20 protein-coding genes and 1 riboswitch are annotated in these 18,327 nt (G+C 39.7%); of the genes, 14 read left to right on the top strand and 6 right to left on the bottom strand.

Translation table 11 applies throughout. The features are described 5' to 3' along the window. The first annotated feature begins 1 nt into the window (after position 1). Positions 2–313 (top strand): cytochrome aa3 quinol oxidase subunit IV, encoded by a 312-nt coding sequence (gene qoxD / locus JNO66_RS05075; RefSeq protein WP_203087102.1) that lies wholly within the window; start codon positions 2–4, stop codon positions 311–313. 42 nt (positions 314–355) lie between these two features. Here qoxD and JNO66_RS05070 read toward each other — a convergent pair whose 3' ends face one another. Then, positions 356–634, bottom strand: a complete 279-nt coding sequence (locus JNO66_RS05070) for a spore morphogenesis/germination protein YwcE (protein WP_203087101.1) — start codon at positions 632–634, stop codon at positions 356–358. Positions 635–864: 230 nt separating this feature from the next. On the opposite strand from JNO66_RS05070, the gene JNO66_RS05065 reads away from it, so the two are divergent. The 3 genes from JNO66_RS05065 to JNO66_RS05055 all read left to right on the top strand — a co-directional run bounded on the left by JNO66_RS05065 (position 865) and on the right by JNO66_RS05055 (position 4,135). Further along, complete coding sequence (locus tag JNO66_RS05065; protein WP_203087100.1) at positions 865–2,193, top strand: S8 family peptidase; 1,329 nt, start codon at positions 865–867, stop codon at positions 2,191–2,193. A gap of 52 nt (positions 2,194–2,245) precedes the next feature. Then, positions 2,246–2,521 carry an acylphosphatase gene (locus JNO66_RS05060; protein WP_203087099.1) on the top strand — a complete coding sequence of 92 codons (276 nt, stop codon included), beginning with the start codon at positions 2,246–2,248 and terminating at the stop codon, positions 2,519–2,521. Positions 2,522–2,782: 261 nt separating this feature from the next. Then, a complete protein-coding gene (locus tag JNO66_RS05055; RefSeq protein ID WP_203087098.1) occupies positions 2,783–4,135 on the top strand; it encodes an alanine/glycine:cation symporter family protein in 1,353 nt (450 codons plus the stop codon). Positions 4,136–4,411: 276 nt separating this feature from the next. Here JNO66_RS05055 and JNO66_RS05050 read toward each other — a convergent pair whose 3' ends face one another. After that, positions 4,412–5,641, bottom strand: a complete 1,230-nt coding sequence (locus JNO66_RS05050; RefSeq protein WP_203087097.1) for an aminopeptidase — start codon at positions 5,639–5,641, stop codon at positions 4,412–4,414. Between the two features lie 125 nt (positions 5,642–5,766). Further along, positions 5,767–5,810, top strand: a riboswitch (PreQ1 riboswitch). Between the two features lie 92 nt (positions 5,811–5,902). On the opposite strand from JNO66_RS05050, the gene queC reads away from it, so the two are divergent. From queC to JNO66_RS05015, 7 genes are all read left to right on the top strand, one after another. Next, positions 5,903–6,565, top strand: coding sequence for a 7-cyano-7-deazaguanine synthase QueC (gene queC, locus JNO66_RS05045; RefSeq protein WP_203087508.1), 663 nt, complete (start codon positions 5,903–5,905; stop codon positions 6,563–6,565). Continuing rightward, a complete protein-coding gene (queD, locus tag JNO66_RS05040) occupies positions 6,565–6,993 on the top strand; it encodes a 6-carboxytetrahydropterin synthase QueD (RefSeq protein WP_203087096.1) in 429 nt (142 codons plus the stop codon). Before queC ends, queD begins: the two co-directional genes overlap by 1 nt. After that, positions 6,986–7,696 (top strand): 7-carboxy-7-deazaguanine synthase QueE, encoded by a 711-nt coding sequence (gene queE / locus JNO66_RS05035; protein WP_203087095.1) that lies wholly within the window; start codon positions 6,986–6,988, stop codon positions 7,694–7,696. Before queD ends, queE begins: the two co-directional genes overlap by 8 nt. A 12-nt stretch (positions 7,697–7,708) precedes the next feature. After that, entirely contained in the window at positions 7,709–8,206 is a 498-nt protein-coding gene (gene queF / locus JNO66_RS05030) for a preQ(1) synthase (RefSeq protein ID WP_203087094.1), read from the top strand. A 118-nt stretch (positions 8,207–8,324) separates the two neighbouring features. Then, positions 8,325–9,548: an RtcB family protein gene (locus tag JNO66_RS05025; protein WP_203087093.1), complete on the top strand. Its 1,224-nt coding sequence runs from the start codon at positions 8,325–8,327 to the stop codon at positions 9,546–9,548. 23 nt (positions 9,549–9,571) lie between these two features. Beyond that, positions 9,572–10,465, top strand: a complete 894-nt coding sequence (thyA, locus tag JNO66_RS05020; protein WP_203087092.1) for a thymidylate synthase — start codon at positions 9,572–9,574, stop codon at positions 10,463–10,465. 112 nt (positions 10,466–10,577) lie between these two features. Next, positions 10,578–10,751, top strand: a complete 174-nt coding sequence (locus JNO66_RS05015) for a hypothetical protein (RefSeq protein ID WP_203087091.1) — start codon at positions 10,578–10,580, stop codon at positions 10,749–10,751. Positions 10,752–10,818: 67 nt separating this feature from the next. Here JNO66_RS05015 and JNO66_RS05010 read toward each other — a convergent pair whose 3' ends face one another. Beyond that, positions 10,819–11,802, bottom strand: coding sequence for an ABC transporter substrate-binding protein (locus JNO66_RS05010; protein ID WP_203087090.1), 984 nt, complete (start codon positions 11,800–11,802; stop codon positions 10,819–10,821). 134 nt (positions 11,803–11,936) lie between these two features. Next, positions 11,937–12,761, bottom strand: coding sequence for an aldo/keto reductase (locus tag JNO66_RS05005; RefSeq protein WP_203087089.1), 825 nt, complete (start codon positions 12,759–12,761; stop codon positions 11,937–11,939). 146 nt (positions 12,762–12,907) lie between these two features. On the opposite strand from JNO66_RS05005, the gene JNO66_RS05000 reads away from it, so the two are divergent. After that, on the top strand, positions 12,908–13,093 hold the full coding sequence (locus JNO66_RS05000; RefSeq protein WP_203087088.1) for a hypothetical protein: 186 nt from the start codon (positions 12,908–12,910) through the stop codon (positions 13,091–13,093). On the opposite strand, the gene JNO66_RS04995 is transcribed toward JNO66_RS05000, so the two are convergent. Beyond that, positions 13,084–13,698, bottom strand: a complete 615-nt coding sequence (locus JNO66_RS04995; protein WP_203087087.1) for a lytic transglycosylase domain-containing protein — start codon at positions 13,696–13,698, stop codon at positions 13,084–13,086. The genes JNO66_RS05000 and JNO66_RS04995 overlap by 10 nt on opposite strands. Before the next feature lie 165 nt (positions 13,699–13,863). Here JNO66_RS04995 and JNO66_RS04990 point away from each other — a divergent pair, with 165 nt between their 5' ends. Further along, a complete protein-coding gene (locus JNO66_RS04990; protein ID WP_246483164.1) occupies positions 13,864–14,847 on the top strand; it encodes a class I SAM-dependent methyltransferase in 984 nt (327 codons plus the stop codon). Here JNO66_RS04990 and JNO66_RS04985 read toward each other — a convergent pair. Further along, positions 14,834–15,064 (bottom strand): hypothetical protein, encoded by a 231-nt coding sequence (locus JNO66_RS04985; protein ID WP_203087085.1) that lies wholly within the window; start codon positions 15,062–15,064, stop codon positions 14,834–14,836. The two genes, JNO66_RS04990 and JNO66_RS04985, sit on opposite strands and share 14 nt — an antisense overlap. A 422-nt stretch (positions 15,065–15,486) precedes the next feature. Here JNO66_RS04985 and JNO66_RS04980 point away from each other — a divergent pair, with 422 nt between their 5' ends. Next, positions 15,487–18,324, top strand: a complete 2,838-nt coding sequence (locus tag JNO66_RS04980) for a 2-oxoglutarate dehydrogenase E1 component (RefSeq protein ID WP_203087084.1) — start codon at positions 15,487–15,489, stop codon at positions 18,322–18,324. Positions 18,325–18,327 lie beyond the last annotated feature (3 nt).

The following is an 18,327-nucleotide window of genomic DNA, read 5'->3' as shown; positions in this document are numbered from 1 at the left end:
GATGAGTCAAAATAAATCACATGCTCCTTGGTCACACATCATTGGGTTTCTCGGATCGATTCTATTGACGCTTTTTGCAGTATGGATTGCATTGTATACAGATCTATCTACACTTGCTAAAATCATTGTGATCTTTCTGTTTGCTTTTGTTCAAGCAGGCGTTCAATTGTTTATGTTTATGCATATTCGCGAAGGTAAAGATGGCGTGACACAAGCCGGTCATACGATTTTTGCTATCTTTATCGCAGTTGTAATTGTTATCGGTTCTTACTTTGTACTAGAATTCGGTGTTCATTTACCTCAGCATTATTAAAAACGAAAACCACCCAATTTAATTGGGTGGTTTTTTTATCGTTTAGACAAGACGTTTTGGTTGGCGCTCAAGACGTTTAGCTCGAATATATGGCATTCCATAAAGGACTATTGCTGCATAATGTGCTAATACAACGTTAACAGCAAATGTGAAGATAAACCAAGCTTCGATCCACCACGTTGGATTTATAATATAAATCGCTCCAAGAATCCAAAGTGCAAAGATGCCCGGAATACTTGCGATCGCAAGTTTACGATACTCAAGCCATAGGAATAAAGGAGTAGCACTAGCAACAAACATGTAGAAGAAAAAGATACCCATTCTCATCAACTCCTTAACAAATTGGTTATAACTAACATATGAACATTACGTGTCTAAGTTGTGTCTATTTTGTGATATTTGTAGTATACCCTATAAATCCACTTTTGAAAACCCTTACATTTATTTTTTTGCAAAAGCCCTTTGTCGGTTATATGTGGACAATCATCCGATCGAATGCAAAAAATGTTCATATTCTGTAGTGAGGGGTGAAAAGGGATGGGGGGGATTTTATGTTTCATTATCCATTGGTTAAACTAGTAAGGTGTTATTCAAACAAACTGGATAAACCATTACGAGACAAAATAATCAAGCTTTATAAACCCTTACGATTCACACCACGTTTTGCTCATTCATCAATCGATCAGAAAATATGGCACCATCAGAAATTATCAGTCATTATAGAATTCGAAAAATCAATCCTCACGTCTCAGACTATCGTCATGGATCATTTGTTATCTGCTCACAGTAAATGTTCTGTTAGAAATCGTTTTTCAAGTATCTTTTGCTATAGTGCAGATGTCACACCAGATCGCTTACATGAACTATTATCAGTTCTCCCTTCAATAAAGAAAGTCTACTTAAATAGAAAAATTGTAGCCCTTCCAAAAAGTAATGTTTATACCAAATCAAGTGTATCGTTTAAGCACTTGCCGCAGCATGTCACTGGTAAAGGTGTGACGATCGCAATTGTTGACACAGGTGTATCTAAACATGACGATTTAAAAGGTAGAATTTCTGGTTTTGTTGATTTCATTAGTCACCGTACACAAGCATATGATGACAACGGTCATGGTACACATTGTGCAGGTATAGCTGCTGGCAACGGGCGCCACTCTAATGGAGAGTATCGTGGTGTTGCACCTGAAGCAAACATTATTGGCGTTAAGGTCCTTGATCACAAGGGAACTGGAACCATTGAAACGATTATTCAAGGAATTGAATGGTGTATTACCTATAATCAAAACAACCCTAACCAGCCCATACATGTTATATCCATTTCTCTAGGTATTCACGCTACAAAGTATCAGTCAGAACTTGATGATCCGATTGTTAAAATTGTCGAGGAAGCATGGAGAGCAGGCATTACAGTGGTAACGGCGGCGGGTAACAGCGGACCAGATCCTTTTACGATTTCAAGTCCCGGGATTAGTGAGCAGATCATTACGGTAGGTGCACTTGATTCTCCTTTTTATAGAGGTCACGAAGAAATGAATACAGCATCCTTTTCGAGCCGGGGTCCCACGATTTACGGAAAACCTAAACCTGATTTACTTGCACCAGGGGTTGACCTTGTGTCGCTAAGAGTGCCAGGGTCTTCTATTGATCGTTCTCAAAAAAACCACCGGGTAGGTAAGCATTACACACGAATGTCAGGAACCTCTATGTCTACTCCATATTGTGCAGGTGTATGTGCACTTCTTTTACAATCTAATAAGCTCCTCGCACCTGATACAATAAAGAACTTATTAATTGAGGGAGCTACAACTTCTCATTTAGCTTCAATCGGGCAAATAAATATTGAAAATTCGCTCCACCTTTTAAAGAGAAAAGAGGTTTGAAATGACGGGTAAGCGGTCATAGAAAACCAATGGGGTATAAGGAGTGAAAACGATGGTTCAAAGATATTATTTAAATATAGAAGGAAAGGTTCAAGGCGTGGGTTTTCGCTTTTTTACCCAGCAGCAGGCAGCTGAATATGACCTTGTAGGTTGGGTGAGAAACAATTCAAACGGCTCAGTTGAAGCTGAGGTTGAAGGTGATGACCAGCAAATTGATTTGTTTTTGGAAGCCATTAAAACAAAGAATCGATTTGCTAAAGTTAGTCAGATTCATCAAAAGCAAATCGATGAACTGAAATCAGAGAGATCGTTTAAAGTTATCCACTAGAATGAATCAGGATGAAGAGAAATAAGAGTGAAGTATATCTGGACTAGTGATTCTTAAATGAATGACTAGTCTTTCTTTGTTTGGTTGTATATGAATTTTCATAGATATCATATCCATCCAAAAATTTGGTTTTTTCTCAATATTTTAAAGGGGATTGAGATTTCTTGTCGAATAATTTAACAAATAGATTGACGGGGAGGTACGAAATACGTAGAATTTAGTCTTATAGATGTTACAGTTTAGTGACGAGAGGAGAATTGGATGGACTGGTTCAGTGATTTAGTAGGCGCAATAGGGGATATCGTTTGGGGTCCTGCCACTCTTATTTTAATTGTAGGAACTGGTATTCTCCTTACAGTGAGATTAGGACTTTTACAAGTGTTTCAATTACCTTATGCGTTGAAGCTTGTTTTTACAAAATCAGATAAAAATAGTGAAGAAGAGGGAGATATCTCTCATTTCCAATCGTTAATGACTGCAATGGCAGCCACGCTTGGGATTGGTAATATGGCTGGGGTCGCTTCGGCCGTACTACTTGGAGGGGTAGGCGCAATTTTTTGGATGTGGGCCGCAGCATTCTTCGGAATGGCAACCAAATATGCAGAAGCAATCCTTGCAGTGAAATACCGGGTAGTTAATGAAAAAGGTGAGATATCCGGTGGTCCGATGTATTACATAGAAAAAGGCTTAGGCTGGAAATGGTTGGCGGTATTATTCGCATTATTTGGATTCCTGGCTTCATTCGGCATCGGTAATATGACTCAGGTTAATACTGTAGCAGGAGCTCTAAGTTCTAATTTTGGAATCACACCTTGGATAACAGGATTGGCACTTGCTGTCCTTACTGGGTTAGTCTTACTTGGTGGAATAAAAAGTATAGGTAAATTTGCTTCTGTTATTGTACCGTTTATGGCAATTTTCTACATAGTAGGTGGCTTAATTATTATTCTTTTAAATATTAATCTAGTACCAGAAGCGTTTGCGATGATTTTTAAGGCTGCCTTTACTGGAGAATCAGTTGCTGGTGGCGCTATTGGTACAGCAATTCGATACGGGGTTGCCAGAGGAGTATTCTCCAATGAGGCAGGTCTAGGATCTGCACCAATTGCAGCCGCAGCAGCCAAAACGGATTACCCTGGTCGTCAAGCATTGGTCTCAATGACTGGGACATTTTTAGACACGATGATTGTGTGTACGATTACCGGTTTAGTGATCGTAATGAGTATTATGCAATTTGGTCTTGGAGACACAAGCCAAGACATATTAACTGGAGCTGCCTTTGAATCATTCTTACCTGGCTATGGCGGTTTGATTGTCACGATAGGTATTATCTTTTTTGCCTACACAACCGTTCTTGGTTGGTCTTACTATGGAGAAAAGTGTTTTGGTTACTTGTTTGGTGATCGAAATGCGTACATCTATCGAACCGTATATGTACTAGTCGTCTTTGTAGGAGCTGTTTCCCATCTAGAAATTGTTTGGAACATTGCTGATATCTTTAATGCGTTAATGGCCATACCAAACTTGATTGGACTGATCTTGTTATCAGGGGTTGTTGTGCATGAAACTAAAAGATTTCAGGAATTTAGAAGAGGGGAAAGACTAGAACCATAATAAAAAAGATGCTGAGCCAAAACATCAAATTAGTGAGTTAAAAACGAATATAGCAAGAAATCCGCTCCAGGAGAAACCCTCGCTTTCCGCGGACACGGCTTCAGCCTCATCAGTGGAAGAACACCACTGCTGAGTCTTCAGACACGTGTTTTTCCGCAGGAGTCTCGGGTTCTCCTTCCGCTCGTTTTTTCAAAAACACGAATGGCGAATGATTCGATCGAAGAATCATTCGCCATTTTCTCGTTGATTTTTAGTTTTGGCTCAGCCTCTATTTGATTAGATCGCCCAGTTTCCTTTACGGAATACAGGAACACGACTGCCATCTTTTTGAATCCCATCAATGTCCATTGAAGCAGAACCAACCATGAAGTCAACATGAGTTTGGCTTGTATTGATTCCGTTTGCTTCAAGCTCTTCGTTCGTCATTTCTTTACCACCTTCGATATTAAACGCATAGGCACTTCCAATGGCTAAGTGGTTTGAAGCATTCTCATCAAACAGTGTATTAAAGAAAATAATGTTTGTATCTGAGATCGGTGATTGGTGCGGAACAAGTGCAACTTCACCAATGTAACGAGAGTTTTCATCGTTCTCTAGTAGTCGTTCTAGTGTTTCTTGACCTTTTTCTGCAGTGGCTTTTACGATTTTACCCTCTTCGAAAGTAAGAGTGAAGTTCTCAATTAGTGAGCCGCCGTAGCTAAGTGGCTTGGTGCTTGTAACATGACCATCTACGCCAGTTTTTTTCGCAGCTGTAAAGACTTCTTCCGTTGGCATGTTGGCAACAAAATCAACGCCACTTTTACTAATACTGCCCCCAGACACCCATAGATGTGTTTCTGGTAATTCGATTGTTAGATCTGTTCCTTCCGCTGTGTAATGAAGCGAGTGGAAGTGCTGTTGGTTTAAAATCTCCATTTTTTCGTCCAATGTAGCAAGATGTTCTTTCCATGCTGCTACAGGATCCGCTTGATCAATTCGAGTGGCTGCAAAAATAGCATCCCAAAGTTTTTCAACGGCTTTTTCACCTTTCTCTTCAGGAAAAACGGTTTCTGCCCAGCCTACTGAAGGTACTGCAACAATCGACCAGCTCACTTTATCAGAAGTGATGTATCGTCTAAAGCCATTTAATGCGGCACCAGCTGCTTTGTTCGCATTGGCAATACGTGTTGGGTCAACACCCTTTAGTAAATCCGGGTCAGATCCAGTAATACTCAAGAAGGCAGAGCCTTTTTCAGCTTCTTCTTCTAGACCTTTTGCGCGCCACTCTGGATATGTATGAAAAGATTCGTCTGGTGCTAGATGATATTTCAGCTTAGAAATTTCTTCATCTGACCATTCCACTTCTACGTGACCAGCTCCAGCTTCATACGCTTTTTTAGCTACCACCCGAACAAATTCCGCTGCAAAGAGTGGAGTGCGAATAACCAGTGTTTGACCTGGTTGAATATTAACTCCTACTTTTACGGCGAGATCTGCATATTTTTCTACTTGTTCAACAAAAGACATAAAGAGCCTCCTCAATTAAGCAAACTGAATTTCTATTCTCTCCTATATTACCAACTTTTACGCAAAGTGAAAAGAATAGCTGACTGAGAATAGTTATGTTAAACTAGTTCTAACGGATTGAATAGGTATAAGAGGTTCGCAAACTCCCTCTATAAAAAACTAACAGTAAGCTGAGTTCCGTTTTTAACTGGACCAGTTTTTTTTCCTGTGTTTGGGGTTACGAACGCTCTTTTTCCTTAAAAAAGGAGTTAAGAGTGTATGATGAAAGAAGAGAAAGCCGTCGTTGTGTTTAGCGGTGGACAAGACAGTACAACGTGTCTGTTCTGGGCACTAAAGGAATTTAAAGAAGTCTATACGGTAACGTTTGATTATGGTCAAAGGCACGCCGCAGAAATTGAATGTGCAAAAGAAATTGCAGACGAGTTAGGTGTATCGTTTCACGTACTAGATATGACGCTCATTAATCAACTGTCTGCTAACGCCTTAACGCGAGATGACATCGAAGTGAAAGATGGAGAAGAGGGAGAACTGCCGTCAACATTTGTTGCAGGACGCAATCACTTATTCTTATCGTTTGCAGCTGTGTATGCTCGTGAAATGGGTGCACGTCATCTAATTACTGGAGTCTGCGAGACAGATTTTAGCGGATATCCGGATTGCCGTGATGTATTTATTAAATCTCTAAATGTTACATTAAACTTGGCAATGGATGAACAATTTGTCATTCATACACCTTTAATGTGGCTCAATAAAGAACAAACATGGGAGCTTGCAGATGAATTAGACGCTCTTACCTTTGTTCGTGAAAAAACATTAACTTGCTATCACGGTGTGCGCGGTGATGGCTGTGGCGAGTGTCCTTCCTGTATCCTCAGAAAGAATGGCTTAGACGCTTATCTTTCTAAGAAAGGGGAGCAAGCGTAATGCTACAGCAATTTTATCCGCAAGTACCGCATTCCTATACATTTGAACTAAATAAAGACATGCATTTGGCGGCTGCTCATTATATTGATGATGAAAGAGCGGGAAACTGTCAAAACATGCACGGTCATACGTATTTTATTAATGTCACAATTGCAGGTGATGAGTTAGACGAACTAGGTTTTTTAGTGGATTTCAAACGCCTTAAGCAAATCGTTCATAAACGTTATGATCATACTTTGTTAAATCAGCACGCCGAGTTTAGTAACCGGCCCCCAACAACTGAGGAGGTTTCTCGTCAGATTGGTGAGGCGGTTCAAGCTGAATTAAATACACTTGCAAACAAACCGGTTTGTTTGCAGGTTGTTGTACGCGAAACGCCAACAAGCTATGTTGTATTTCGACCAAAGCAAGGTGATTCTCATGCGTAAGATACCGGTAATGGAGATCTTTGGACCAACCATTCAAGGTGAAGGAATGGTTATTGGTAAAAAAACGATGTTTGTGCGTACCGGTGGCTGTGATTACAAATGTTCGTGGTGTGACTCGAGCTTTACATGGGATGGTACAGGAAAAAGTACATTAATGACTGCCGAAGATATTATTCTCAAGTTGAAAGAAGTAGGGGGAGAAAAATTCTCTCACGTTACCATTTCTGGAGGCAATCCTGCTTTGCATAAAGGAATCGGGGAACTGATTCATCAACTTGCTGAGCTGAATATTGAAACAGCCATTGAAACTCAAGGAACGATCTGGCAGGATTGGTTACCTATGATTACGGATGTAACGATTTCACCTAAACCGCCTAGCTCAGGAATGGATACAGACTTCGAGAAGCTAGACGTTTTTTTTGAGCATCTGACGAAAGAGCAGGCAAGTTTAAAAGTTGTTGTATTTGATGACGTAGACTTCTGCTATGCAGAAGATGTGCATAAGCGTTATCCAGAGATTCCGTTTTATCTACAAGTTGGAAATCCAGATGCATTAACAACAAATGATCAAGCATTACTTTCAGATCTATTAACAAGATATGAATGGCTTATTGATAAAGCTGTTGCAGCTGAATCTATGAACAATGCTCGTGTGTTACCTCAGCTTCATACTTTAGTATGGGGAAACAAACGAGGCGTATAAGGAGAGAGTTAAATGAGTGGAAGACAAAAAGAAGAGCTTGAAGGTGTCACATTACTTGGTAATCAAGGCACAAAATATGAAGTGGAATATAACCCCAGAATCCTTGAAGTCTTTGAAAATCAACATCCAAATCGAGACTATTTCGTGAAATTTAACTGCCCAGAATTCACTTCTCTTTGCCCGATTACTGGTCAACCTGACTTTGCAGCGATCTATATTAGTTATGTACCTGATGTGAAAATGGTTGAAAGCAAATCGTTAAAGCTATATTTATTTAGCTTCAGAAACCATGGTGATTTTCACGAGGACTGTATGAATAAGATCATGAACGATTTAATTGAGCTTATGGATCCTCGTTACATTGAGGTATGGGGCAAATTCACGCCGCGTGGCGGGATTAGTATTGATCCGTACTGTAACTATGGAAAGCCAGGTACAAAGTTTGAAGAGATGGCGAACTATCGAATGATGAATCATGATCTTTATCCAGAAACGATCACGAATCGATAACTACGTTAGAATCCAGCAAAGGCAGCTCATGTCTGCTGCTGGATTTTTTTGTGAGTTCCTCTTTCACTTCTATAGGAAAAAACGTATGATAACGTAAAGAGTAATTAGAGGTGATAGAATGTACCAAGAGATAAAGTCTGTACGCGTCTGGGGTCGCCCGTTAGATAATGCGGTTGAACAAGCTGTATTATGTGCTAATCACGGAAATGTTGTACAAAGCTTATTAATGGCAGATCATCATAAAGGGTACAGTCAGCCTGTGGGGGGAGTCATGGTGTATGATGGTCAGATTTCTCCTTCAGGTGTAGGATACGATATTGCTTGTGGAAACAAAGCGGTTCGCACAAATTGTACATACAAAGAGATCAAACGACAGATCCCTAAAATCATGGATGACATTGCTCGTACCATCTCCTTTGGAATTGGCCGAGGAAATCGTGAATCGGTTGATCATGAATTATTTGATGATCCCGCTTGGAGTGTGTTTGATGAGATTGATCATCAAACAAAAGATACGTTTAAGGAATTAGCTAGAAAGCAGCTGGGAACCGTGGGAAGCGGTAATCATTTTGTTGATTTGTTTGTGGAAGAGAAAACAGGAGATATTTGGATTGCAAATCACTTTGGGAGTCGCGGGTTTGGTCATAAAACAGCGAGTGGATTTTTAAATCTAGCCAAAGGAAAAGCGTTTCATGACAAGGTTGGCGGTGAAAAGATGGAGGACGTCCCAACTTTGTTTGATACAGGTTCTGATATTGGAAAGATGTATTTTGAAGCCATGACGTTGGCTGGGCGTTATGCGTATGCTGGCCGAGACTATGTGATTGATAAGGTGCTTGAAATCATAAAGGCACATGCAACGTTTACGGTTCATAATCATCACAACTTTGCTTGGAAGGAAACCCATGATAACAAAGAGGTCGTGGTTGTCCGAAAGGGAGCGACTCCTAATGCACCAGGTCAGTGGGGGTTTATTGGGGGCAGTATGGGGGATGAGTCGGTCATAATCCAAGGTAAGGATTCTGATGAAAATAAAGCGGCTTATTTTAGCACGGTTCATGGAGCCGGTCGTATCATGAGTCGAACACAAGCAGCTGGCAAAATGAACTGGAAAACAAAACAGCGTAGAGGTGGAGACATTTCTCCTAAACAAATGAATGATGCCCTGAACGAATATGGTGTGGAACTACGTGGTGGAGGGACGGATGAAAGCCCATTTGTATATAAGAAGCTTAGAAGTGTGCTAAAAGCTCACCAAGAGACCATTGAAGTGAAACATGTATTACGGCCAATCGGTGTATGTATGGCAGGAGCCAATGAATTTGATCCATATAAGGATTGAGTAGCAATATAGGAGTGAATAAGATGAGTGAGGCAGATGTACAGTATAAACAAATTATTAACAAGATTATAAGTGATGGATACAGCAATCAAGGCGAACACGTTCGAACCGTTTGGAAAGACGGAGAACCTGCTTACACAAAATCGATTGTGGCACAGTCCATGCATTTTTCAAATAAAGAGGTACCAATCTTAACAACAAAAAAAGTGGCTTGGAAAACAGCGATACGAGAGCTTCTGTGGATTTGGCAAAAAAAATCAAATAATGTAGATGAGCTTCGTCAAATGAACGTTAAGATCTGGAATGAGTGGGAGCAAGAGGATGGAACAATAGGGAAGGCTTACGGATACCAATTAGGGAAGCGTAATCGAATGTATCCAGTTAAGAATTTGGACGCAGCACTTCTCGATCCTAGTCACAAAGCAATAACGGGAGATACAATCTTAATTGATCAGGTTGATTACTTAATTCAAGAGTTAAAGTCAAATCCATCTTCACGTAGACATATTACGATGCTTTGGAACCCAGATGAGCTAGATGAGATGTCTTTGACTCCATGTGTATATGAAACACAATGGCATGTGAAAGGGAACAAACTCCATCTGGAAGTGCGATGTCGCTCCAATGATATGGGGCTGGGAAATCCATTTAATGTTTTTCAATATAATGTACTTCAGCGTATGATTGCGCAAGTGACTGGTTATGAGCTGGGTGAGTACCATTTCCATATCGGTGACGCTCATATTTACGAACGACACACGGAGCCGCTGCAGCAGCAAGTGAGCCGCAAGGAATTTCAAGCACCAGAGCTTGTCATTAATCCCGAAGTTACGTCTTTTTATGATTTTACAATTGATGATTTCCAGTTACTTCATTACCAATTTGGCGATAAAGTTCAAATGGAAATTGCGATCTAACCATTTTAAGTCTGCTCAAAAGAAATATGGAGCAGGCTTTTTTGTTTAATATGTTGTAGATGAAAATAATGGAAGCTATACTAGAGTAAAAGAATGATGAAGGAGGAGAAGAATGAACGAAACTGAGGAAAGACTCGAGCAAATGCAGCAGGAAATTGATGAATTAAGAAAAGAAGTGGAAGAGCTACAGGCAACCGGATACGTAGAAGAAAAGTCCAGCGAATGGTATTGGGTGCTTGTCCCAATCGTGGCTCTTTCAATTCCGATTATTGCTATTCTATCTTAGAATTAAAAAGAAGGCTAATGATTTTAAAATCATTAGCCTTTTTCATTACTGTTAAATATTTGGTTGATTAATTTGTTAAAAGCTCTTTTGCAGATTCAATGGTTTGTGTATGAGCTTGTAAACCGTTGTACAACCATGAGGATTCTCTAGTAACAGGGTAAACCTGCTCTTTTGAAACTGCTGGCACATTCGCCCATACTGGATCGTTTAATAAATCATCTGCTGCTTCTTCAGAACTATTAATAAAGATAAGGTGATCTGCATCTAGTTCAGCAAGTGCTTCAAGCGTAACCGGATTCCATTGTTCGATGTTATCCTTTGGAAGATCTGCAATAATATTAGCAGGCTCGAGATCTAGATCTTCAAACAACGTTGCTCCACTTGATTGCGTTGGAGACACTGTGTAATACGTATCACCTATATACCAGATCGCTGCCACTTTTTCATCTCCAATTGCTTTTTGAATTTCTTCTTTAGAATCTTCAACAAGTGAATCGTACTCAGCAAGAGCTTGATCAGCTTCATCTGATTTATCAAGGATCTTACCGAGCTCCGTTAGAGTTTTACGCCAATCATTTGTAACGTCATCTCCTAAGACGAATGTTGGTGCAATCGAATTGTATTGCTCATACAACCCAGACTCCAATTGGGCTTCATTTTCAATTAAGATAAAGTCAGGATTAGTACTCGCTACTTCTTCAAGCGGTAACTCAGAAGAAATAGGGGGGACTCCTTCTAATTGATCTTCAAGATACACTTGAGTACCATTAGGAGCAGACCACTGGGCAACAGGCGTTACACCAAGGGTAACAAGATAATCCTCTAAATACGTTCCAAGAACACGCTCAGGGTTTTCTGGAATTTCTACTTCATGACCCATTGCATCTGTCATGATGTTCGTTTCATTTGTCGCGTCAGATGAATCGGTTGAATCAGTTGAATCAGTTGATTCATCATCAGTAGATGAGCCGCAAGCCGACAGTGCCAGAATACTTGCACTAGCCAGTGCTATCATGTATTTAGATTTCTTTAATGTATGTATCGTTCTCATTTGTAAAAACCTCCACGTTTCATTCAATCGTTTAGTATACCCTCTATATAATAATGATATTCATTATCAAAAGCAACTATTTAAATAAAAAAGAAAAAAAGACTCAAAGCAAAAGCTTCGAGTCTTTCGTTTACTTAACGTTTATCCATGTCATTCGGATGAGCGCCACGTCTCGTTCCACTATTAAGCGAGTGAATAGTATTCATCTCATCCTCTGAAAGCTCAAAATCAAACACATTAAAGTTCTCTTCAATACGTGTTGGGGTAACTGACTTAGGAATAACAATCGTGTTATTCTGTAAGTGCCAACGCAACACAACTTGAGCTGGAGTTTTATCGTGAGCATTTGCAATTTCAACGACTTTGGAGTCAGTTAAAACATCTCCACCTTGCATGAGTGGACTCCAAGCTTCTACAAAGATATTATGCTTAGCACAGAAGTCTTTAAGTTCATCTTGAGCTAAATAAGGGTGACACTCAATTTGATTAAGTACAGGTACAACTTCGCACTCATCAAGCAATCTTTGCAGATGCTCAATTTCAAAGTTACATACACCAATGGCTTTAACTTTACCTTCTTTATAAAGAGTTTCCATCGCTTTGTATGTATCTACATACGTATCATACATTGGAGTAGGCCAGTGGATAAGGTACAAATCAACATAGTCTAGACCAAGACGCTCTAAACTTTCATTAAAGGCTTTTATTGTTGAATCATAGCCTTGATCACCATTCCATACTTTTGTCGTAATGAACAAATCTGAACGATCAATACTCGTATCCTTGAGTGCCTCTCCTACACCTTTTTCATTCTTGTAGATCATAGCAGTATCAATGGAGCGATAGCCAACTTCTAGTGCTTTTTTTACAGCAGGTGTTGCTTCTTCATCAGGAACCTGCCAAACTCCAAATCCTAATTGAGGCATCTTTAAACCGTTATTTAACGTTACGAAGTCCATTTAACCCAGCTCCCTCTAATAAATATGTCAGACGCTACAAGCATACCATGATAGAGTAAGGGAATCGAATAATATGCATGACTAGAAAAGAATGATAAAATGGGTCATACCCTTTATTTCACTACGTAATAGAAAGAGTGGTTTCATTGAAACAGTTACGATATAGTCTTTTTCTCATATGGATCTTTCTAGTAGCAGGTTGTAGCTTGCCAGACTTAGGACAGACAAAGCCCGATGAAAAACAGATGCAACTGAAACATGAACCTTCATATATTAAACCTGTAGAAGTTGAAGAACAAACAGAGCAACCTGTCTATACGAATCAATCTTGATCATCTAACGGGAGAGTAATTAATTCATAATTCTCTTGATATGCATCGTAATAACTCATGACTTCCTCTACATATTCTTCGCTTTTATTATACGAGAACAACGCACCTTCTAAATCACCTTCTGATGCACCGTGATCAGATAGAAAAGAAGCGGCTGCATAAGCAGAATCTATAATATCAAAGGGATCAGCTTTTCCTTTTCCTTCCACATCCATCCCGTATCCATTATGCTCCTCTATGAGATCTGGATCTGTATAATCCACATCATCCTCTAGCTCTCCAATATCTCCACCTGGGTGAGACCAACCTACCCACGTTCTAGGCATGAATTGAAAGGGTCCTAGTGCACCAACAGGACTCTCCATTGGCTTCATTGTTGAAAAGATCGTTTCAACTCGGTGTACAGAAGCTAGTAGCTGCCATGGAATGTCGTATTCATCAGCTGCTTCTTGGTATACGGGCACGAATTTCTCTGGGATTTGATGTTGACCAATAACCGTCTTGTACGTAATTTGTCTGACTTGATTGTTAGACTGAAAGAGATACACAAACAGAGCGATCATGGCAACTAGACCAACTAGTAAAAGCATTAATATTTTTCTCATATACAGTCATCCTCTAGTATTCTTCTTTGTCAATTTGAAGTTTCATTATATCGTTTCAGTTGATGGAAGGAAAGCGACAATTCAGCGACGGTTTCAATTGGCTGATGGATGGGAATGTAACATTAAGCACATGATGCTATGTTACTTGTGATGGGGGAGAGAATGATGATAGCAGAGTACCAAAGATTATGGCAAGCACGTAAATGGATGAAGAAAAATGAACCTTTCCTACAAGCTTGGCATGCTCATTTAGGATATAGTCTTGATTTGTTTAAGGCATTTGAAAAACCTGTGACAACTAAATTGATCGCAGAAAGATATTCATATAAAGAGGATTTATTAGAACGATGGGTTGAAGTGGGCTTGGCACTCGGATATTTAAAAGGAAAGCAAGGAAAGAAAATTCAATCAAAGAAACGAATGGTGACCTATCTATCTAAATCGAGTCATCAATCAGTTGGAATTCTGTTAAAAGAAATGATGGAACTACATATCCCTACGATGTTATCTTATCGCCATTTAATGAAGGGTGATGAAGTCTCGCTACTGGAAGAAGATATAGGGCATACCGTTGCAGAGACATCTGGCCTTCTTGAATCTGTGATGTTCCCTAAAATGACATCTGTTGTCAAAAAAGAAAAAGTGAAACGAGTATTAGATGTGGGGTGTGGACATGGAGGGTATTTGCATCGTTTACATCATAAGTTTCCCGATGTCCAGTTAACAGGCATTGAGGCGGATGCTAAAGTTCAAAAAGAAGCGGTTGAACAAGCGAAGGGAACAGATATTACGCTTATACATGCTGATTTCATGAACTATATTGATCAGAATCAGTATGACTTGGTCATGATGAATAACTTATTTTATTATTTTTCATATCAGGATCGTCTAAAACTCTTTAAGCGAGCATCAAAACTTTTAACCAAAAAAGGGCATTTATTCATTATGTCTCCACTTGTTCGTTCAAAGCATGGACAGAGATTTGCCACAGGCTTTAATAGCTTTATGTCCGCACATGAAGAAATGTATCCAGTACCAAACGAAAAAGAACTACAATCTTACGCAAAAAAGACAGGCTTTACGCAAGTATCCTGTACCCCGGTTATACGAGAGGGTGGATGGTATGTTCTTTTATTTAAAAAGAAATAAGTTCATCCTGAATTTCTTTTAAGAGCTGATCATATTGGGAGCTATCGGCAAAAAGAGAAGGATTCCAATGTTGTTCGATCCACTGCTTTAATTCCGTCCCATTTGAAAAGACTTCTCCACTTGTATCTGCCTTTCGTATTGCAAATCGGTTATTTACAGTATCAACAATGACCAAACTTGGTACATTTGATTCAGTTGTCCAAATTGTTTTTTCCATGGGTTTGCCTCCTTATGTTCTGCTTCAGTTTTACCAAATAAAAAAAAGATATGCTGGAATTTAACCAAGTGATTTACTTGGTTTGTTCCTTTAACGTATAATAGAAACGGAGAAGTTGGCGACCGTAACACCAAAAATCACTTTAACTGTAGCAAAAGACGTGTTAAGTGACGATTTTTAACGTTCGACAACATTCTTTATAAAGGCCGCATTTTTTCAGAAAAAGCCAAATAAGTGCTAGATTTTCTTAATGAAAAGGCGTACAATTTTAATGGTTGTTGAAAGACTCATAGCGAATTTTCGTGAAAACACCAGATTCCTTTGAGTGCAAGACAGAATCATGGTAAACTATCTGTGTAAGCGTTGCAAAAAATAGCGGTAACTGTTGAGAGAAGAAAAGTTTCTTAGGGGGTTATTATCACATGTCCAGCAAGGAGAATAACCAAGAAGCGCCGTGGCAAGGATTTCATGGTCCCAACCTAGGCGTTGTGATTGAACTGTATGATGAATTTTTAAAGGATGCGAATGCTGTTGATCCTGAACTACGTGAGAAATTTGAATTATGGGGTCCGCCTCCAACTCAAATAGACACGGATGGTGCAAAAGGGGCAACAGGTAATACGCTCAACCCGGACATGATGACGAAAGTAGTAAGTGCAGTTAAACTTGCTGATATGATTCGGGCCAAAGGTCATTTGGTCTCTAACATCAATCCAATTCTACGTTCAGAGCTAAGCGATGAATTTATTAGTTTAGAGCGTTTTCAATTAACAAAGGAAGACCTATTAAATATTCCAGCAGGACTTTTAATGAACAATGCTCCGGCCCATTTACGTAACGGCTTTGATGTCATTGAACATCTTAAAAATCGTTATACAAAGACAACGGCATTTGAATTTGAGCATATTCAAGATGAAGAAGAAAGAATTTGGTTACGAAATGCTGTTGAGTCAGGCGACTTCTTTGAGGATCTGACTACTGATAAAAAGAAAGATCTATTAAAACGCTTAACGGAAGTAGAAGGATTCGAGAAATTCATTCACCGTACGTTTGTAGGTCAAAAACGATTTTCAATTGAAGGACTAGATACTCTTGTTCCTATGCTTGATGAATCAATTGATTTGTCTATGAATAAAGGAACAAAAAACGTCATGATTGGTATGGCTCATAGAGGAAGATTAAATGTTTTGGCACATACACTTGCAAAGCCTTACAATCGTATTTTCTCTGAGTTTTTGCAAGCACCTAAAGAGAGTACTGCACCTACAGAAGGCGGAGAAGAATACAATGATGGTTGGACTGGCGATGTTAAATATCACCTTGGTGAGAATCGTATCATCGAAAAAGAGCAACATTCCGCCAGAGTTACACTTGCAAACAACCCTAGTCATCTAGAGTTTGTAAGCCCGATTGTAGAAGGCTACGCACGTGCAGCCCAAGAAGACCGTTCTGAAAAGGGTCAACCTAAACAGGACGTTAGTAAAGCATTGGCTATTTTAATTCATGGTGATGCAGCTTTTCCTGGACAAGGTGTTGTGACAGAAACATTAAACTTAAGTCGTTTAAATGGCTACCAAATTGGTGGAAGCCTGCATATCATTGCTAACAATAATATTGGTTACACAACAGAAATTTTTGATTCACGCTCAACTACATATGCAAGCGATCCTGCAAAAGGGTTTGAAATTCCAATTGTTCACGTCAATGCGGATGATGCAGAGGCCTGTGTAAAAGTCACAAAAGTAGCAATTGAATATCGTAAACGCTTTAAAAAAGACTTCTTAATCGACTTAATTGGTTATCGACGTTATGGTCACAATGAAGGGGATGAGCCAGCTGTTACTCAGCCGGTATTATACGATGAAATTCGTAAGCATCCTACAGTTCGTGAACTATATGCTCGTCAGCTTGAAGAAGCCGAAACGGTAAAAGCTAATTATGGCAAACAACTAGATGAAGAGCAAGCAAATCTTTTACAAGAGGAATACGATTCCATTACAAATAAGAAATCAGAGAATAAGCAAGAGCTTAGCCCCCCTGGTTTTATTGTAAATGGATTGCCAAAAGTAAAAACACAGGTAGAACGTGAGCGTTTGGAGTCTATTAATGAACAGCTCTTACAGTGGCCTGATAACTTTAAACCGAATCAAAAACTTGAAAAGATTCTAAATCGCAGACTGGATGCCTTCAAAGAAAACGGAGCGCTTGATTGGGGATTAGGGGAGTATTTAGCATTTGCTACGATTCTTGCTGATGGTACACCGATTCGCTTGACGGGCCAGGATACTGAGCGCGGTACATTTGCTCATAGACATGCGGTTTTACATGATCGTGAAACGAATAAGACCATTACACCACTTCACGAATTTGAAGATGGAGCTGCGTCATTTTCTATTTACAATTCACCGTTGTCAGAGCAAGCTGCAGTAGGATATGAGTATGGTTATAATGTCTTTTCACCAGAAACACTCGTACTTTGGGAAGCTCAGTTTGGAGACTTTAGTAACGGAGCTCAAGTCATGCTTGATCAGTGGGTGTCTGCTGCTCGTGCAAAATGGGGCCAAAAATCTGGGCTTGTTTTACTTCTTCCTCACGGATATGAGGGTATGGGACCAGAGCATTCAAGTGCTCGCCTAGAGCGCTTCCTGCAAATGGCAGCGGAAAATAACTGGACTGTTGCAAACTGTACATCTGCCGCTCAATATTTTCATATTCTGCGTCGTCAAGCTGCGATCCTTCAGAAAAATGCAGTTAGACCTTTAATTATTATGACGCCAAAAAGCTTGCTACGTAACAAGGCTGCTTCATCAAAGCCAGCCGAGTTCACGGATGGTGAATTCCTGCCAGTACTTGAGCATACGACTACTGGTTCAGAGACTGAAAAAGTAGAACGAGTTGTATTATGTAGTGGAAAAATTGGTGTGGAGTTAAATGATTATTTAGCGAAAAACCAAGAGGAAGATACAAGCTGGATTCATATTGCAAGAGTAGAGGAGCTTTATCCATTCCCACGTCGAGTTGTTCGCGAGCTTTTGCAGAAGTTCCCGAATCTAAAAGAAGTGAAGTGGGTGCAAGAAGAACCGAAGAACATGGGAGCATGGACATTTATGGAGTCCCGTATTCTTGAGATTCTTCCTGAAGAAGTTGAATTAAGCTATATTGGACGTACGTATCGTTCAAGTCCTGCTGAAGGTGTATCGTCTGCTCATAAAACAGAACAATCCCGCATTGTAAACGAGACATTTACTCGTAAAAACTAAGGA

This window comes from Alkalicoccobacillus gibsonii (assembly GCF_016798245.1).
In the GTDB taxonomy this organism is placed as follows: domain Bacteria; phylum Bacillota; class Bacilli; order Bacillales; family Bacillaceae_D; genus Alkalicoccobacillus; species Alkalicoccobacillus gibsonii.
This window is presented reverse-complemented; position numbering and strand designations above follow the sequence as displayed.

What these genes read in the sequence shown, in the direction of transcription:
- JNO66_RS05010 (WP_203087090.1), bottom strand. Translation starts at nt 11,802, where the DNA reads ATGAGAACGATACATACATTAAAGAAATCTAAATACATGATAGCACTG.
- JNO66_RS05005 (WP_203087089.1), bottom strand. Translation starts at nt 12,761, where the DNA reads ATGGACTTCGTAACGTTAAATAACGGTTTAAAGATGCCTCAATTAGGA.
- JNO66_RS05050 (WP_203087097.1), bottom strand. Translation starts at nt 5,641, where the DNA reads ATGTCTTTTGTTGAACAAGTAGAAAAATATGCAGATCTCGCCGTAAAA.
- qoxD (WP_203087102.1), top strand. Translation starts at nt 2, where the DNA reads ATGAGTCAAAATAAATCACATGCTCCTTGGTCACACATCATTGGGTTT.
- queD (WP_203087096.1), top strand. Translation starts at nt 6,565, where the DNA reads ATGCTACAGCAATTTTATCCGCAAGTACCGCATTCCTATACATTTGAA.
- JNO66_RS05060 (WP_203087099.1), top strand. Translation starts at nt 2,246, where the DNA reads ATGGTTCAAAGATATTATTTAAATATAGAAGGAAAGGTTCAAGGCGTG.
- JNO66_RS05015 (WP_203087091.1), top strand. Translation starts at nt 10,578, where the DNA reads ATGAACGAAACTGAGGAAAGACTCGAGCAAATGCAGCAGGAAATTGAT.
- queF (WP_203087094.1), top strand. Translation starts at nt 7,709, where the DNA reads ATGAGTGGAAGACAAAAAGAAGAGCTTGAAGGTGTCACATTACTTGGT.
- JNO66_RS05065 (WP_203087100.1), top strand. Translation starts at nt 865, where the DNA reads ATGTTTCATTATCCATTGGTTAAACTAGTAAGGTGTTATTCAAACAAA.
- JNO66_RS04985 (WP_203087085.1), bottom strand. Translation starts at nt 15,064, where the DNA reads ATGGAAAAAACAATTTGGACAACTGAATCAAATGTACCAAGTTTGGTC.
- JNO66_RS04980 (WP_203087084.1), top strand. Translation starts at nt 15,487, where the DNA reads ATGTCCAGCAAGGAGAATAACCAAGAAGCGCCGTGGCAAGGATTTCAT.
- JNO66_RS04990 (WP_246483164.1), top strand. Translation starts at nt 13,864, where the DNA reads ATGATAGCAGAGTACCAAAGATTATGGCAAGCACGTAAATGGATGAAG.
- JNO66_RS04995 (WP_203087087.1), bottom strand. Translation starts at nt 13,698, where the DNA reads ATGAGAAAAATATTAATGCTTTTACTAGTTGGTCTAGTTGCCATGATC.
- queE (WP_203087095.1), top strand. Translation starts at nt 6,986, where the DNA reads ATGCGTAAGATACCGGTAATGGAGATCTTTGGACCAACCATTCAAGGT.
- JNO66_RS05070 (WP_203087101.1), bottom strand. Translation starts at nt 634, where the DNA reads ATGGGTATCTTTTTCTTCTACATGTTTGTTGCTAGTGCTACTCCTTTA.
- JNO66_RS05025 (WP_203087093.1), top strand. Translation starts at nt 8,325, where the DNA reads ATGTACCAAGAGATAAAGTCTGTACGCGTCTGGGGTCGCCCGTTAGAT.
- queC (WP_203087508.1), top strand. Translation starts at nt 5,903, where the DNA reads ATGAAAGAAGAGAAAGCCGTCGTTGTGTTTAGCGGTGGACAAGACAGT.
- thyA (WP_203087092.1), top strand. Translation starts at nt 9,572, where the DNA reads ATGAGTGAGGCAGATGTACAGTATAAACAAATTATTAACAAGATTATA.
- JNO66_RS05055 (WP_203087098.1), top strand. Translation starts at nt 2,783, where the DNA reads ATGGACTGGTTCAGTGATTTAGTAGGCGCAATAGGGGATATCGTTTGG.